The following is a 15291-nucleotide window of genomic DNA, read 5'->3' as shown; positions in this document are numbered from 1 at the left end:
GTACGCAATGCTGCAATCCGCAAAGCAATCCAAACATAGTTATCAGTTGACAGGCGGCGGCGACAAGTTTCAAACTGCCTTAACCATCGAGGTTCTCGAGGAAGGAATCGAACTCGTGCATATCTCTGTTACGGCGAAACAGCCTGAAACACCGCCAGTATTACGGCTGTCCTGGGAGCGACCGATCATGGATATCCAGGGTGCATGGCATCCAAATGGGAATCGGAACCGCGGGCTGATGCCTGATTTTGTAAACGGCGGCTACCCAAGTAAATCAACCAGTTCAGCGCCGGTCGTCTGTCTATTTAACGGTGCAAGCCGCAATCGATTGACGTTCGCTTTGTCGGATACGCTTAATCCCGTTGTGTGCAAAGCGGGGGTTCATGAAGAGACTGCCATGTTCCATTGCTCCGTTACCTTATTTGAAGAACCCACATCTCCGTTTGAAAGTTACGAAGCGACGCTGCGGGTGGATGTGCGCAATATGGCCTATTACGACAGTTTGCATGAAGTACAGAAGTGGTGGAGCGGATTGACGGGGTTAACCCCGTCGCCGGTTCCTGCCTCCGCGCGCGAGCCCATGTATTCAACTTGGTACAGCCTCCATCAATCCATTAATCCAGAGGCGATCGAGGAGCAGTGCCGTTTGGCGAAAGAGCTCGGATGCGAGACGATCATCGTTGACGACGGCTGGCAAACCTCCGATAATGCCCGCGGTTACGCCTTTTGCGGCGACTGGGAAGTATGCGCGGATAAAATACCGGATATGAACGTTCATGTCGGGAGAGTACACAGCCTCGGCATGAAATACATGCTGTGGTATTCCGTCCCCTATGTCGGACGTCATAGCAAAGCTTGGGATCGCTTCAGCGACAAGATGCTCTATACAATCGATTCGCGCGGCTACGGGGTTGTTGATCCACGCTATCCCGAGGTCAGGGAATATTTGATAGGTCTTTATGAAACCGCCATGCGTGAGTGGAATTTGGACGGTTTCAAGCTGGATTTTGTGGATAGCTTCTACCTTCCCGAGGAGAAGAAGCATGACGTAGGCAGAGGCCGTGATTATGTATCCGTACCGGAGGCGGTTGACCGTCTCATGTCCGACATCATGGATCGGCTCCGCAGCATTAATCCAAACGTGATGATTGAATTCCGTCAAAGCTATGTAGGGCCATACATGCGCAAATACGGAAACATGTTTCGTGCGGCTGATTGTCCGAACGATGCTATCGAAAACCGGGTTCGGACCATTGATATCCGGCTGCTGTGCGGCGATACGGCTGCCCACTCCGATATGCTGATGTGGCACCCGGAGGAACCGGTGGAGAGCGCAGCACTGCAATTGATTAACGTTCTGTTTTCCGTGCCGCAACTCTCGGTACTCCTTGAAAGACTGCCGGTCGAACACGTTAAAATGACGGCCTTTTGGCTCGCTTTCTGGAACGAGCATCGAAGCGTTCTGTTGGATGGACGCCTTGAACCCCACAATCCGGAACTGCTGTATCCGCTCGTTTTGGCGAGCAGTATGGACAAGGTGATTGCGGCTGTCTATTACCGAACGGTCGTAACCTTTGATCGCGATTTGCCGGAGACGATCATTCTTGTCAACGGTACGCGGAACGACGGCGTAATTTTGGAATTGGACAGGGATGGCGGAAGCTGGACGCTAGAGATTAAGGATTGCATGGGGAATGTTGTGGAACAATCCTTGTATCATATGAAACAAGGCGTCCATTCTCTCCCTGTTCCGCCGGCTGGCATCGCAACGCTTACTGGAGCATAGGATAGAACCCCTGTGGGTGAAGCAGTATTGGCAAAAAGGGTTGAGGACAGGGTCCTCAGCTCTTTTTAATATCTATAGACGCGATTGTTTAATTGGTGTAACATTATGTTATAATTAAACATTTATAAGTTTGAATAAAACAAATTACGGAGTTGATGTTCAGTGATGTCTACAAAATTCAGGTTAAACCGTATGTTCAGCGATCAGGGGAAATGCTTCGATGTTGCAATCGATCATGGTTTTTTTAACGAATTTCCTTTTTTGTCGGGTATTGAGAATATGAAGCAAGCCATTGAAACTGTCGTTAAGGCGGGGCCGGATTGCGTTCAATTAAGCTCGGGTCAAGCCAGACTGCTTCAGAGCATTCCTGGCAAACATAAGCCTGGACTCGTGCTCAGAACGGACGCTGCTAACATTTATGGCAGCTTGCTGCCGCGCTTTCTGTTCAGCGAGATGATTGACCGGGCGATCGAGCAAGCGGTAGTTCTGGATGCCGTCGCGGTGTGTGTGAACTTGCTGCTGCTTCCGAATCAGCCGGAGCTGCATCATCAGTGCGTACGCAATATTGCGCTGCTGAAAACGGAAAGCGAGAAATACGGAATGCCGCTCATGGTCGAACCGTTGGTCATGCAGCCGAACGAAGTGAATGGCGGCTATATGGTGGACGGCGATCTCCGCAAAATTATGCCGCTCGTCCGTCAGGCGGTAGAGCTTGGCGCCGACGTCATCAAGGCAGATCCATGCGACGACGTAACGGAATACCACCGGGTGATCGAGATTGCTTCCGGCATTCCGGTACTGGTGCGAGGCGGAGGCAGGGCGAGCGACGAAGAAATCGTGAACCGTACCGTGGAATTGATGAATCAAGGTGCCTCCGGGATCGTCTACGGCCGCAATGTCATCCAGCATCCGAATCCGGCCTCCATGACATCCGCTCTGATGGCTATTGTCCATCAAGGAGCCGGAGCCGAACAAGCACTGGCTATTTTGAAGGGAGATCAGGCATAATGGAGAAAAAGATCATTGGATTCGGTGTCATCGGCTGCGGTCTGATGGGCAAGGAATTCGCCAGTGCGACAGCGCGCTGGTGCCATCTTGCGGATGTGGATTTCGAGCCGCGCATCGTGGCCGTATGCGACGCCAATCCGACTGCGACGCAATGGTTCAGGGATCAGGTTCCGAGCGTCGAGCAAGCGTATACGGACTATCGGGATTTGCTTGCAGATTCGTCGGTCGAAGCGATTTACTGTGCGGTACCGCATAACCTTCACGAGCAAATCTATATTGATATTATTAAAGCCGGCAAGCACCTCTTAGGTGAAAAGCCGTTCGGGATCGACCAGCATGCGAATGCCGCCATTCAAGAGGCGCTCGCGGCCCATCCGGACGTCATCGTTCGCTGCTCGTCGGAATTCCCTTTCTTTCCGGGGGCACAGCAGATTGTGAAATGGGTGAACGAGGGGAGATTCGGACAAATTATCGAAGTCGAAGCGGGTTTCTGGCATTCCAGCGACCTGGATCCGACGAAGCCGATCAATTGGAAAAGGAGAATAGCCACTAACGGCGAGTATGGCTGTATGGGCGACTTGGGCATGCATGTCCTTCATCTTCCTCTTCGTTTCGGCTGGAAGCCTTCCAGCGTTCGGGCGCTGCTCTCCAAGATCATCCCTGAGCGCCCGGACGGCAGAGGCGGCGTTGCGCCTTGCGAAACATGGGACAATGCGATTCTTGCTTGCGATGTAAAGCTGCACGACCAACAGTTCCCAATGCTTTTGTCTACAAAGCGGATTGCACCCGGCCATGCAAACACGTGGTTTATCCGTATTCAAGGTACGGCGTTGTCGGCCGAATTTTCAACGAAAAATCCGAAGCAAGTCGCGTCTCTCCCGTATGAGCCGGGGGGACAGCAAGCATGGCATGTCGTTGATGCGCCTTACAAATCCGCCTATGGCACCATTACGGGCGGGATATTCGAATTCGGCTTCTCAGACTCGATTTTGCAGATGTGGGCTGCTTTCTGCGATGAATTGGCGCACCGCGGTGACATGCGGCAGCCGTTTCGCTGCGCTACGCCGGAAGAAGCGGCAGGAAGTCACCGCGTGTTCACGGCTGCCCTGGAGTCTGAGCGCACTGGTTTAACTGTAGGCGTAGATTGGGGGAATTGAGGTGAAGAAGGTTACTGCTGAAATTGTAGTGGCCGGACATGTTTGCCTGGATGTCATTCCCGAGATCTCGGGGCTTGCGGGCGGACTTGGCGAACTGTTGGTGCCCGGCAAGCTGACGGAAATTGGACCGGCGCTCATGTCAACCGGCGGAGCGGTTTCCAACACCGGCCTGGCTCTTCATCGGCTTGGCTTCGCAGTTCAGTTGATGGGCAAAGTGGGGGATGACCTCTTCGGCAAGGCGATTACGAGTGTGCTTTCAGGATATGACGAAGCTCTAACGGAAGGCATGATTGTTGCTCCAGGGGAAAGTAGTTCATATTCCATCGTGATAAGTCCTCCTGACGTAGACCGAATATTCCTTCACGCGACGGGGGCAAACGATACATTTTGCGCGGCTGATATACAACTAGATCGGCTGGAGGGAACTAAACTGTTCCATTTCGGCTATCCTCCTTTGATGCGGCGTATGTTTGAGAACAACGGTGAGGAGCTCGTTCGTCTTCTGACCAGGGTAAAGGGACTCGGGGCAACGGTGTCGCTGGATACTGCGATGCCCGACCCGGCGTCACCTGCGGGCCGTGCCGATTGGCGTGGGATCTTCTCCCAAGTGCTGCCTTTCGTTGATGTATTTATTCCTAGCTGCGAGGAAATCGTGTATATGCTCGATCCGAAGCGCTATGAAAAAATGAGGCAGGAATACGGCGCGAAAGAACTTTTATCCAATGCGGATAGTTCAATTCTGTCTTCGATAGCGGAAGAGCTGCTAGAGATGGGCGCTGCCATCGTCGGAATTAAATTGGGCGAATATGGGCTTTACATCCGGACAACCGCCGACGCAGAAAGGCTTTCCAGGATGGGGGCGTGCGTGCCCGCACAAGCGGACAGCTGGTTAAACCGCGAGATTCTCGTCCCTTGCTTTCAAGTCGCGGTGGCTGGCACGACTGGAGCGGGAGATTGCACGATCGCAGGCTTTTTGGCAGGATTGATGAAAGGGCTTCCCATCGAAAATACGCTACTGGGGGCAGTTGGCGTTGGGGCGTGTAATGTGGAACGATCCGATGCGGTGAGCGGCGTGCGGCCGTGGACGGAAGTGCTGGAAAGAATACAGGCGGGTTGGACGCAGAGCGGTCAGACAATTCCGCTTAATGGCTGGCGTACTTTCGATGTGCAGGGAATGCGGCTTTACGAGAAAATGGGATAGGAGGGTCAGACTATGACTCTGAAGCGAAGCGAGGTTAAACAAGCGCAGGCTAGAGCGGCAGATTTGTTCAGTCATGCGGGAATCGTCTTGACGTCACAGGAGCGGGAAGGCATCGAGATTGCGGGTTTCGGACTCGGAAATCTGGATCTTCAGGGCTTGGAGATTGTCACCTATGTCAACACAGAAAGGTATTGCGCCAAGGAGCTGGCGCTTTTCCCGAAGCAAACGTGTCCTGAGCATCTACATCCTCCGGTGCAAGGGGAGCCTGGCAAGATGGAGACGTTCCGCTGCCGGTGGGGAACCGTTTATTTATACGTGGAGGGAACGCCGATGTCCCCTATTCATGCGGTTGTCCCCAAGGGAAGCGAAGCAGCCTATACGGTGTTTCACGAAATCATCCTCCAGCCCGGAGAGCAGTACACGATTATGCCGGGAACGAAGCATTGGTTTCAGGGGGGGCCGGAAGGCGCGGTAGTATCGGAGTTTTCCAGCACGAGCCGGGACGAATTCGACATTTTTACCGATGCCGCGATCGTGAGAGTGCCGGTTATCGAGGAGGATGAAACGGGCGGGGGGCTCCATTCTCATGCGGAATAATAGCCATGTGGCATTGAATGTAAGACAACAACAACTGCTTGACCTGATTTCTCGGGAAGGTGAGGTTCGGATCGCCGATTTAAAAGAAGCATTTGAAGTAACGGAAATGACGATTCGCCGCGATCTGGAGAAACTGGAGGAATCCGGAGGCGTTAAACGGACGTTCGGCGGGGCAATTTTTGTAGGCAAAGATATCACGCTGCAAGAGCGCTCCGGTTTGCTGACGGAAGAGAAAGTGCGAATAGGGCGCAGGGCAGCTGCTCTGATTCAGCCCAGAGATTCCATATTCATCGACGGGGGGACAACGACCCTTCAGGTAGCGCGTCACATCCCTCAGGGGATGAATATTACGGTGGTCACAAATGCAGTGAATGTGGCAACAGAACTGACAGCCAAACAGATTCCGACAATGATGATCGGCGGTATGCTGCTTGAAGCTACTCACTCCCTTGTCGGACCCATAGCTGGTCAGAATTTGGAAGGAATGGCATTTGACCGCATTTTTCTTGGAGCTACCGGTGTCAACATCGAACATGGATTCAGTAATTCAAACATTTATGAAGCGGAAATCAAGAGAATCGCTATCCGTCAAGCCGCTGAAACGAATATTGTTCTGGATTATTCCAAGTTCGGAGCGAAAGTTCTTATTTCGTTTGCCCCCTTATCCGGTGTTCATCGCATTGTGACAGATCAGTTGCCGGAAGGCGAGCTTCACCGTGCATGCGAAGAAGCGGGTGTTGAACTGGATGTGGCTACTTAACTTTGCAAGTCTAGCCCTGCTCAATATGGAGGAGGGCTATGATTCGGATCATGCAGCTTATGCTCTATTTATTGACTTGTAAAGGGATTACCTTCGGTCAGTACGGGGAGATGAAGACGTACGAGCGTTCCTCTGCCCAGCTCACTGTCGATATCCCAGGTAAAGCCTTCATGAAAATACAAATGCAATCGCTCGAACACATTCGTTAGTCCAATACCGGAAGGGTTCGTTTCCCGGGCCTCCTCTTTGATCATTCGCAACCGTTGCAATTGCGCTTCGCTCATCCCCGTGCCATTATCAAGAATTTCGATATGCATGTGGCTTCCATCGATATACCCCTTGATCATCAGGAGTCCGTCCGCCTCGATCGTATCCAGGCCGTGTAAAATTGCGTTTTCCACGATTGGCTGCAAAATCAATTTGACCGTTAAGGAAGATTGCAGCGCTTCGGACACATCCCAAATCACGATGAATCGGTTCTTCGCTCTAATTTTTTGAATACGCAAGTATTGCTCCAGGTGATCTAATTCCTCTGACATGCGAACTAAGCCGCTCTTTTTGCTAATACTTCCTCTGAAAAATTGCCCCAGCGCGGTTGTCATTTCAACGATCTCGTCGGCCCCCTGTCGGAAAGCCATCCATTTAATAGACTCCAGTGTATTGTATAAAAAATGAGGGTTAATTTGCTGTTGCAGAGCATGAAGTTGCGCTTCTTTCTCAAGAAACAGGAGTTCCTTCTCCCGAATCTTCGATTGATAATTCTCGGTAATTAACTCGTTCAACCGTTTGATCATGTTGTTAAAATGCCGCGCCAGCGCGCCGATTTCGTCTCGGCCTTTGTGATTCATACGGGCTTCAAAGTTTCCGCCGTTCACCTCATGCATTAAGTCCTGCAGTTTCCGCAGCGGTTTGCTGATTAGGCTCGAGATCCATGTCGCTGTGAGCATAATCAGGATCCCGAATATCGCGAAGAAGGCTGCGCTGTACCAGATAAGGGTGAATACCTTCTTTTTCAATTCGTTGGAAGGGACAATCCCTACCATTTTAACGCCAAAATAGGAGGCGGTGTCGTAGAAAACCATATACCGTTTAGTGCCTGCGTTTTTAAAATAAGAACCGCTCTGCTGCTGCATCATCTCAGAAACGAGGGGGTCTTCCGGCTCTAATACATGTGACGTGAGGTCGTCGTTGTCATGGGATAGAATGGTGCCATTCGCATCGATCAGAAAGAAATAGCCCGAATCTCCGATGCGAATCGTTCGGAAGATGTTATTCAGCATGTCTTGTTCCACATTGACAATTAAATACCCAAGTGGGGATCCGAGATTGGATTCGCTGGAAGAGCTAATTTTTCTGGCAAATGTGAGGACTGGCGTCATGTACAAATTGCGATACGTTCCTATGAGCTGCAGCTCGCCTGAACTTTGATCCAGTTTTTCAAAGACGCGTGGATCGGTTTTCGAAATGGGAACTGTGCCTGCATACATGCCTGAGTATATCCGCTCACGGGTGCGGTTATAGAGCTCCATGGAAAGAAACTCTCTTTTCCGCTGCTTGATATTGCCGAATTGCAGTTCGAGCACCATGTTATCCGAAGGCTGTAAAGACGTCGTTTCCGATTTGCGCATCGTCTGTTGGATTTCTGGATGATAAATTAACTGCTGCGTTAATCTGTCGTAGTTTTTCAGACTGTCATTAATATTACGTTTGACTTGTTGGATCGTGCTCGCTGTAAGCTGCATCACCTTATTTTGGTAGTTGTCATAATGAACGTAAGTCAGCAGCAGGACGAACAGCAGGTTAGGCACAAAGGTTGCCAGGACAAAATAGGCAATTAGCTTTGACCGTACACGATAATTGGGAAACATGATTCGCGGTTCAAGAGGTGTGCGTTCGTTCAAGGCATCCAGTCCCGCGGATAATCCTTGCGTTAATTCAAACAACGGTTTGGATAAGGTTCCGGCGAACCAGAACGATAAGATCATGACAAATACAAGCGCTCCCAGACCGAAAAGAAAGACCAGGGAATGCGTTCCACCGTTGCTTTCCAAAATAGAAGCAATTGGGAATTCACTCATAAGTTCAAACGGGTAGGACGATATCTGAAAATAAGTAACTAGCACTTTACTTCCATTTTTGTGAAGGATTTTGTAGGAAGCATCATCCGATTGCAAGAAAGAAGGGGAGATTTCCTTATCTAAGCTAGAAGGCTTATTGCTCCAAATCGGCACATGTTGATTGGTCAGCAACTGCAGCGTCTCATCGGTATCAGAGCTATTGAATACCTCTTTGGCGAACTCCGGAATGTTGAATGTCACGATTAGGGTGCCTACCGTTTCATTTTCCAAGCGGATGGTACGGTAATAAGCGATTTTATGGGCAAGCATGCCATCAAGTACTTGCTCATCCGCAGCATTTTTGGACAGGTTACCCGAAGACTGAAAGTAAAATGGAACGCCTTCTTGCTGTTTATTCAGATAAGCAGCACTTTCATTCAGCCAATGTGCGTATTTAAAGTCCGTTCCCGCGTACTTGCCGCCATTATCATATTCATACAGATAGACCAGATTGTTTTTTCCTAAAACAATAATTTTGTCGACATAATTATGGTATAACAAGGTATCATTAATTTCGCCGGACAGTGACTGCACCCGTTGGGCAATTTGGATGAAATCGTTCTGCGGGAACGGTTCCGTGACGGTCTTCTGAAACGAGGGTTCGTTGACCAGCTTGTTCGTATTGGCATCCAGATCTGCGAATAGGGATTTAAAGTAATTGGCTGTTTGCTTAAATTCATTAACTTGATAGTCCGCTTTTTCTTGCACGATGAGTCGACTTACGAAATCTTCAGACAACCAATAAAAAGCTGAGGCTAATGTCAACGTAAGCAGTACCGAACAGAACAGCAGTTTCTTGCGAATCGAATGATTATAGAGAAAGCTTGTGAGAAACAGCTTCAAACGTTCCATGGCGACACCGCTTTCAGTAAGTGATGAAGGATTGACGGTACTCGAGCGGCGTTAACTTGGTGTGGCTTTTGAAGGTCGTCGCGAAATATTTCCGGTCTTGGTAGCCGACCAATTCACCGATTTCATAGACCTTGAGGTCGATGCGGCGCAACAGTTCCTTCGCTTTTTCCATCCGGCAATTTTTTAAATAGTCGATAAAGTTAATGCCTGTTTCTTTTTTGAATTGAATGCTGAAATAGCTGGGATTGAGGTAAACGAGCTCAGCCATTTGATTTAAGGTGATTTTTTCGCTGTAATGCTCTTCGATATATTTTTTGACTTGCTGGACAGCCGAATGGGAGGTCGTTTGCACATCGTCGTTTACATGTTTAATATGCAGCGTAATGTCTGAGATTAAGCGTTCCAACGCCATTTTTAATGTCGACAAAGTGGGGAAACGTTCTACAAATTCGCTAATCGGCATAGGGAGACTTGCCATCGATTTCAAAGATGCACCGTGAAGATCGAGCCTTCGCTCAAGCATCGTGAAGAGCGGCGCCAAGTACTTCAGGACGATGGGGAGTTCTGCCCGTTCCGAGTCCAATCCGCAGCTAGTCCAAAATTGCTGGAAATGCAGCAAGCTGTTGTCCAGATTGCCCTCTAGCACTGCATCGAGTAATTTCGTTTCATGAGCATACGGATATTCTTTGCGTTCAACGTGCTGTTCGTCTGCGGTATCCCAGAGAAATAATCCCCCCCGTTCCCAAAAAATATTGCGTTCCATCACACTTCTCGCTTGCTTGTAAGAATCGGGGAAAGAGAGCAGGCTCTGATAAACATCGCCTAAGCCTACGATGGATCGGCACCCCGTCTCCTGTTCGATGGATGAGATGATCTGCTCCCAAAGCAAAGAAAGTGATCGACGAGCAGGAACCGATGTCGCGTTCAAATTCAGGAAGACGGCTAGTTCGCCAGCCTTTCTCCGAAGTGTGTAGCTTTGGCATTGACCAGCTTCGAGATGACGTTCAAGGATGCCCTGTGCTTTCGCAACCACGCTGTCGGGTAAAGCGTTTTCTTGACGCGCTTTGGCCTCGAGCTTAACGGCTGCGCAGCAACAATACGTTGCGTTCATTTCAATCTCCAATAAGCTCATTTCCTCTTTGGCTTTATGGTATTCAGGCAAGGGGTCTTCGATCAAAGATTGGAAAAAGTGATTTCTGGCCGCAGGCAAGGAGCTCGCTAATTGGTTCTCATACGCTTGCAGCCTTTGCGACGATTCCCGCTCTGCATCCAATTGAAGCTTTAATTTCGTCATGCTTTCGCTGAGGTTCTTCAAATCTACAGGCTTCAATAAATACTCGGATACGCCTGCTTGAAGCGCGTCACGGGCATAGGAAAACTCTTTATATCCGGATAAAATGACAATTTTGACATGAGGATAATGGAGGTTAATCGCTCTGCTGAGTTCAATGCCATCCATCACGGGCATCTTAATATCGGTGAGGACAACATCGACATCATTTCTCTGCATGAGGTCAAGTGCCTGTTTGCCGTTGGCCGCGCACGCTATGACCTGGAACTGAAAGCGTTCCCAGTAATAGGCGTTTAAGCCTTCCCGAATCTCGAATTCATCGTCAACAATCATAATTTTATAGGTGCCGTCCATCGGATTCACTCCTTTGCATCTATCATAATCACCCGTTCTTTTCATGTAAAGCAACTTCTAACGAACTTCGGAATGAAAACGGCAACAGTCAAAAAGATCAAACCTAATCCAAAAAGCATCCCCTATTTTTTTGACCGCAGCCCCCTTACAATGAAACTCGTAGCAGACAAAACATGTGGAATTCACAAAAATGGAGGCGCTTTTATGCAGGGGTTTAAAAAAAGTTGGGCGTTACTTAGTTTGTCGTCACTCGTGGGGTTAAGCCTTTTAAGTGGTTGTGGTAGCGCTGCCACGACAACAAATACGAAAGCAGCAGGGGCAACAACTGCTGCGAGCAGTGCTCCGAAAAAGGCTGAACCAGTCACATTGTCCATGTTCATTACTTCAGCTGGCCAAAAGGAATGGGAGGACGGCTCGCCTAACGATAAAATAAAGAAACAGTGGGAAGCCAAGTCCGGGAACAAGCTGGAGCTTAACATTTTACCAGGGTCGCAAGACGAGGCCATGAAGAAAATCGACATCGCTATGCTCTCCGGGGACAAGACGGATATCATCGGCCTTTCGAATCCCATCGATCAGAACAAGTATGCGTCCAAAGACTTCCTGTATCCGATGAAAGATTTAGCGAAGCAGGCGAACTATGATATGGATAAGGTATACGGCGACTCCCTAACGAAATACAACGGTGAAGTCTACTATATCCCGGTAAATTTATCGATGTGGGCTGTCTTTTATAACAAAAAGCTGTTTGATGAAGCAGGCATTCCATACCCTACAGGAAACTGGACGTGGAGCCAATACATCGAGACGGCTAAAAAATTGACGAAGCCGGATAAAGGCATCTACGGCTCTTACATGCTTACTTTTGATAACTATTTGTACTTGCAGGCAAGACAAAAAGACGTACCCGGTTATAAGGCAGATGGCACTTCCAATTATGACGATCCGGCTTTTAAAGATGCGCTGACATGGTACAACGATTTGAGTGCTGTTCACAAAATTCAGCCATCCTGGATTGAGTTTAAGACGAAGAAACTATCTAACCTCGGGTTCCTGGAAGGTAAATATGCGATGCAATTTATTGGCACATGGTACTTGGGTTCATTAAACAATTTCGATAAATATCCGCGTGACTGGAAATGGGGCGTTGTTCAACCTCCTACACCTGACGATGGCAAAGGCAAAAACAATATCGGGGTTACTTCCGCGCTCGGCATTAACAAGAAATCCGCTCATCCTAAGGAAGCGTTTGATTTCCTCACGTACTTTGCAGAGAATAGCTACAAAGAAAGAGGCGAATTCCCTGCACAGAAGAATTTGAGCAAGGATGACATGAACGCGGTTCTGCAAAATATCGCTGATAAATCGCAAGGCAGTGTGACAGCCGACGATCTTCGGAAAGCGCTGCTGGATAATGGACTAGGCTTTACACAAGAGAAACTGCTAGGTAGCGCTATGAGTGAGTACAGCAACATTATTATGCAAGAATCCGAGTTATACTTTGCCGGGCAGAAATCCGTAGATGAAGCCGTTAAATCCATTAAACAAAGAGAAGACCAAGCGATTCAAGCGACCAGCAAACAATAAATGAGAGTGACGAAGGAGGACATCATGATGGTGTCCTCCTTCCTAAAAAGAGGAGAATGGAGCATGCTGCGGATTACTAACGAAGAAAAGGTTGCTTTCTGGTTTATCACGCCTTTCTTGGCAGGATTTGCGCTTTTTTATTTACTGCCTACCCTTTACGCCTTTGTCATTAGCGTATTGGATTACAACAGTTTCAAAAGCTTATCGGACGTAAACTTTGTCGGACTTTCCAACTATATCAATGTCTTAAAGGATCCTATTGCGATCAGTTCATTTGGAAGAAGCTTTCTGTTCATGATTTGTTATGTGCCAGGCGTAATACTAGCAGCCCTGCTGCTCTCTATGCTCTTTAATGCGAGTTTCCACTTGAGAACATTAGCACGGACGTTGATTATGCTGCCGTATGTAACGAACGTTGTGGCGATCGCGATTGTGTTTTCTATTTTGCTTAATCCCTATGATGGTGTTGTCAATAAACTGCTCACAGCTCTCGGCGTTGCACATCCCCCGCTTTGGCTCGGAGGTATTCATACCTCGCTGCCAACGATTGCCGGCGTTGAAGTTTGGCATTCCCTCGCTTTTCCAACCATTGTGTACTTGGCGGCTCTGCAAGGGGTGCCGAAGGATTTGTACGAGTCCGCGGATCTCGATGGGGCAGGGCGATTTCGGAAGTTCATAAGTGTGACAGTGCCGTTGATTTCACCAACAACCTTCTTTCTTGTGATCACCAACATTATCGGATCCTTTCAGAACTATGCGATTTTCCGTAACTTGACGAATGGCGGTCCAGGTACTTCCTCGCGTGTGATTTCGTTAAATATTTACGAAGAAGCCTTTGCTTACAACAAATATAGCTTTGCCTCCGCTCAGGCGATTCTGTTATTTGCCGTCATTTTAGTGATTACCATCATCCAATGGAGGGGGCAAAAAAAATGGGTGCATTATTAAAACCGAAATTCGTGCTTACCTACGTGATGCTTCTTATCGGCATTGTGATGATCATTCCGTTTCTGTTCATGATTTCATTTTCGCTGAAAACGCCGATCGAGATGTCGCAGCATCCGGCTTCGATTTTCATCAGTCATCCGTTTACGGGCAATTTTGAAACCATCTTCAAACACAAAACTTATTTCATCTGGTATTGGAATTCAGTTAAAGTCGTGCTGGGGGTTCTCGTGTTAAGGGGACTGCTCGTCACGATGGCGGCGTATGCTTTTGCCAGGCTGGCGTTTCGTTTTAAAAATGTCATTTTCATGATCTTGATCGCCAAGATGATGATTCCATCCGATACGACCATTGTAGCGAGGTTCTTGTTGTATAAGTACTTACATTTAAATAATACGCATTGGGCGATTATTTTACCTGCGGCCTTTGATGTCTTCTTCCTGTTCTTGCTCCGGCAATTTTTCATGAGTATTCCCAAAGAAATATCCGAAGCGGCCATTGTGGATGGTTGTTCGCATTACAAAGTGTATTATCGCATTATTTTACCGCTGGCTAAGCCGGCACTTGTGACTATGGTATTGTTCACCTTCTTATGGACTTGGAACGATTTCGCTTCGCCTTTTGTGTTCATCACAGACATGAGGAAGCAGCTTCTCACGGTTGGATTATCTTATTTCCAGACCGAGGCAGGCGCTGACTATGCGCTGCAAATGGCTGGAGCTGCTGTCGCCGTGCTGCCGACGATTGCGCTATTTATTTTTTCGCAAAAATATTTTGTGCAAGGCGTTGCGATGTCAGGGGTTAAAGGTTGATACCTAAGAATCGAGGGTTCAAGGATGGAGCTTAGCGTAGATTGGGAATCGTTTCTTTCCGCACATGATTTGGTTCAGACGAAGCTTAGGTTTCACGGCGGATATTACGAAGCAACGGAAGAGCAGAATTGCCATCGTATACGAAAGGAATGCGGAGAAGGCGCCTTCATCGGAAATGGGATGATCGGAGCCATGATTTTGAAGGACTCGCCTCAGGATTTGGCGTGGGAGCTGGGGAGAAATGATAGTATCGCCATGTCCAAGGCCTGATTTTGAATATGGGAATTTGCCGTGGGCGCTGCATAGATGTATACCGAGACGTTCCCAGTGATCGAAACGCCGTTGTCCAGTGCGGAGTGCATCCATTACATGGTTATGCAGTGTTGGGGCGATACGATCCGTGTCTTTCCTGCCGTTCCTGATGAGTGGAAGGACATATCCTTTGGGAAGCTGCTGGCGGAAGGCGCTTTTGAAGTGTCTGGTCGATGGAGTAAAGGGAAGACGGAATATGTGGTTATCAAAAGCCTTGCCGGCGCGCCATTGAAGATCATGCCGAATTTACTTGGACCGCTGGAAGCAAGCGGTGAACGGAATTTTTCCATTACGGAAGTGTCACCGGGTGTGTATAAGATTGATTTGAAACAGGGAGAATCCGTACTTCTTTATACGGGAAACCAACCCGAGGAGATCGGCATCGGTCCGGTAGGACGGAGCCTATAAATATTAAAATGGGGATTCTTGAAGGGAGGTGGGGCGTAGCATTCGCGTGAAAAAGCAACCAAACGGATGGTTGACAAATTATCAGGAGCTGAATGCTGAGTTTT

Annotated in this window: 13 protein-coding genes; 11 read left to right on the top strand and 2 right to left on the bottom strand. The window is 48.6% G+C overall.

The window, feature by feature from the left end; translation table 11 throughout:
- The first annotated feature begins 7 nt into the window (after positions 1-7).
- The 6 genes from ABE504_RS13660 to ABE504_RS13635 all read left to right on the top strand — a co-directional run bounded on the left by ABE504_RS13660 (position 8) and on the right by ABE504_RS13635 (position 6509).
- On the top strand, positions 8-1786 hold the full coding sequence (locus ABE504_RS13660) for a glycoside hydrolase family 36 protein (RefSeq protein ID WP_430089168.1): 1779 nt from the start codon (positions 8-10) through the stop codon (positions 1784-1786).
- Between the two features lie 165 nt (positions 1787-1951).
- Positions 1952-2794 (top strand): class I fructose-bisphosphate aldolase, encoded by an 843-nt coding sequence (locus tag ABE504_RS13655; RefSeq protein WP_430089165.1) that lies wholly within the window; start codon positions 1952-1954, stop codon positions 2792-2794.
- Positions 2794-3951, top strand: a complete 1158-nt coding sequence (locus ABE504_RS13650; RefSeq protein WP_430089163.1) for a Gfo/Idh/MocA family protein — start codon at positions 2794-2796, stop codon at positions 3949-3951. Before ABE504_RS13655 ends, ABE504_RS13650 begins: the two co-directional genes overlap by 1 nt.
- Before the next feature lies 1 nt (position 3952).
- Positions 3953-5152: a carbohydrate kinase family protein gene (locus ABE504_RS13645; RefSeq protein ID WP_430089160.1), complete on the top strand. Its 1200-nt coding sequence runs from the start codon at positions 3953-3955 to the stop codon at positions 5150-5152.
- 12 nt (positions 5153-5164) lie between these two features.
- Positions 5165-5749, top strand: coding sequence for a D-lyxose/D-mannose family sugar isomerase (locus ABE504_RS13640; RefSeq protein ID WP_430089158.1), 585 nt, complete (start codon positions 5165-5167; stop codon positions 5747-5749).
- Positions 5739-6509 (top strand): DeoR/GlpR family DNA-binding transcription regulator, encoded by a 771-nt coding sequence (locus ABE504_RS13635; protein ID WP_430089156.1) that lies wholly within the window; start codon positions 5739-5741, stop codon positions 6507-6509. The genes ABE504_RS13640 and ABE504_RS13635 overlap by 11 nt, the downstream gene beginning before the upstream one ends.
- Positions 6510-6577: 68 nt before the next feature.
- Here the strand turns inward: ABE504_RS13635 and ABE504_RS13630 are convergent, their stop codons facing one another.
- Together ABE504_RS13630 and ABE504_RS13625 are read right to left on the bottom strand one after the other, a co-directional pair.
- Positions 6578-9478, bottom strand: a complete 2901-nt coding sequence (locus tag ABE504_RS13630; RefSeq protein WP_430089153.1) for a sensor histidine kinase — start codon at positions 9476-9478, stop codon at positions 6578-6580.
- Between the two features lie 13 nt (positions 9479-9491).
- A complete protein-coding gene (locus ABE504_RS13625; protein WP_430089150.1) occupies positions 9492-11123 on the bottom strand; it encodes a response regulator in 1632 nt (543 codons plus the stop codon).
- Between the two features lie 204 nt (positions 11124-11327).
- Here ABE504_RS13625 and ABE504_RS13620 point away from each other — a divergent pair, with 204 nt between their 5' ends.
- From ABE504_RS13620 to ABE504_RS13600, 5 genes are all read left to right on the top strand, one after another.
- Positions 11328-12710: an ABC transporter substrate-binding protein gene (locus ABE504_RS13620; RefSeq protein ID WP_430089147.1), complete on the top strand. Its 1383-nt coding sequence runs from the start codon at positions 11328-11330 to the stop codon at positions 12708-12710.
- 63 nt (positions 12711-12773) lie between these two features.
- A complete protein-coding gene (locus tag ABE504_RS13615; RefSeq protein WP_430089144.1) occupies positions 12774-13658 on the top strand; it encodes a carbohydrate ABC transporter permease in 885 nt (294 codons plus the stop codon).
- A complete protein-coding gene (locus tag ABE504_RS13610; protein WP_430089141.1) occupies positions 13643-14467 on the top strand; it encodes a carbohydrate ABC transporter permease in 825 nt (274 codons plus the stop codon). The genes ABE504_RS13615 and ABE504_RS13610 overlap by 16 nt, the downstream gene beginning before the upstream one ends.
- 24 nt (positions 14468-14491) lie before the next feature.
- Complete coding sequence (locus ABE504_RS13605) at positions 14492-14737, top strand: hypothetical protein (protein ID WP_430089139.1); 246 nt, start codon at positions 14492-14494, stop codon at positions 14735-14737.
- Between the two features lie 36 nt (positions 14738-14773).
- Positions 14774-15187 (top strand): glycoside hydrolase family 95-like protein, encoded by a 414-nt coding sequence (locus tag ABE504_RS13600; protein ID WP_430089136.1) that lies wholly within the window; start codon positions 14774-14776, stop codon positions 15185-15187.
- Positions 15188-15291 lie beyond the last annotated feature (104 nt).

It is taken from the genome of Paenibacillus oryzisoli (assembly GCF_050467285.1).
Lineage (GTDB): Bacteria > Bacillota > Bacilli > Paenibacillales > NBRC-103111 > Paenibacillus_E > Paenibacillus_E oryzisoli_A.
This window is presented reverse-complemented; position numbering and strand designations above follow the sequence as displayed.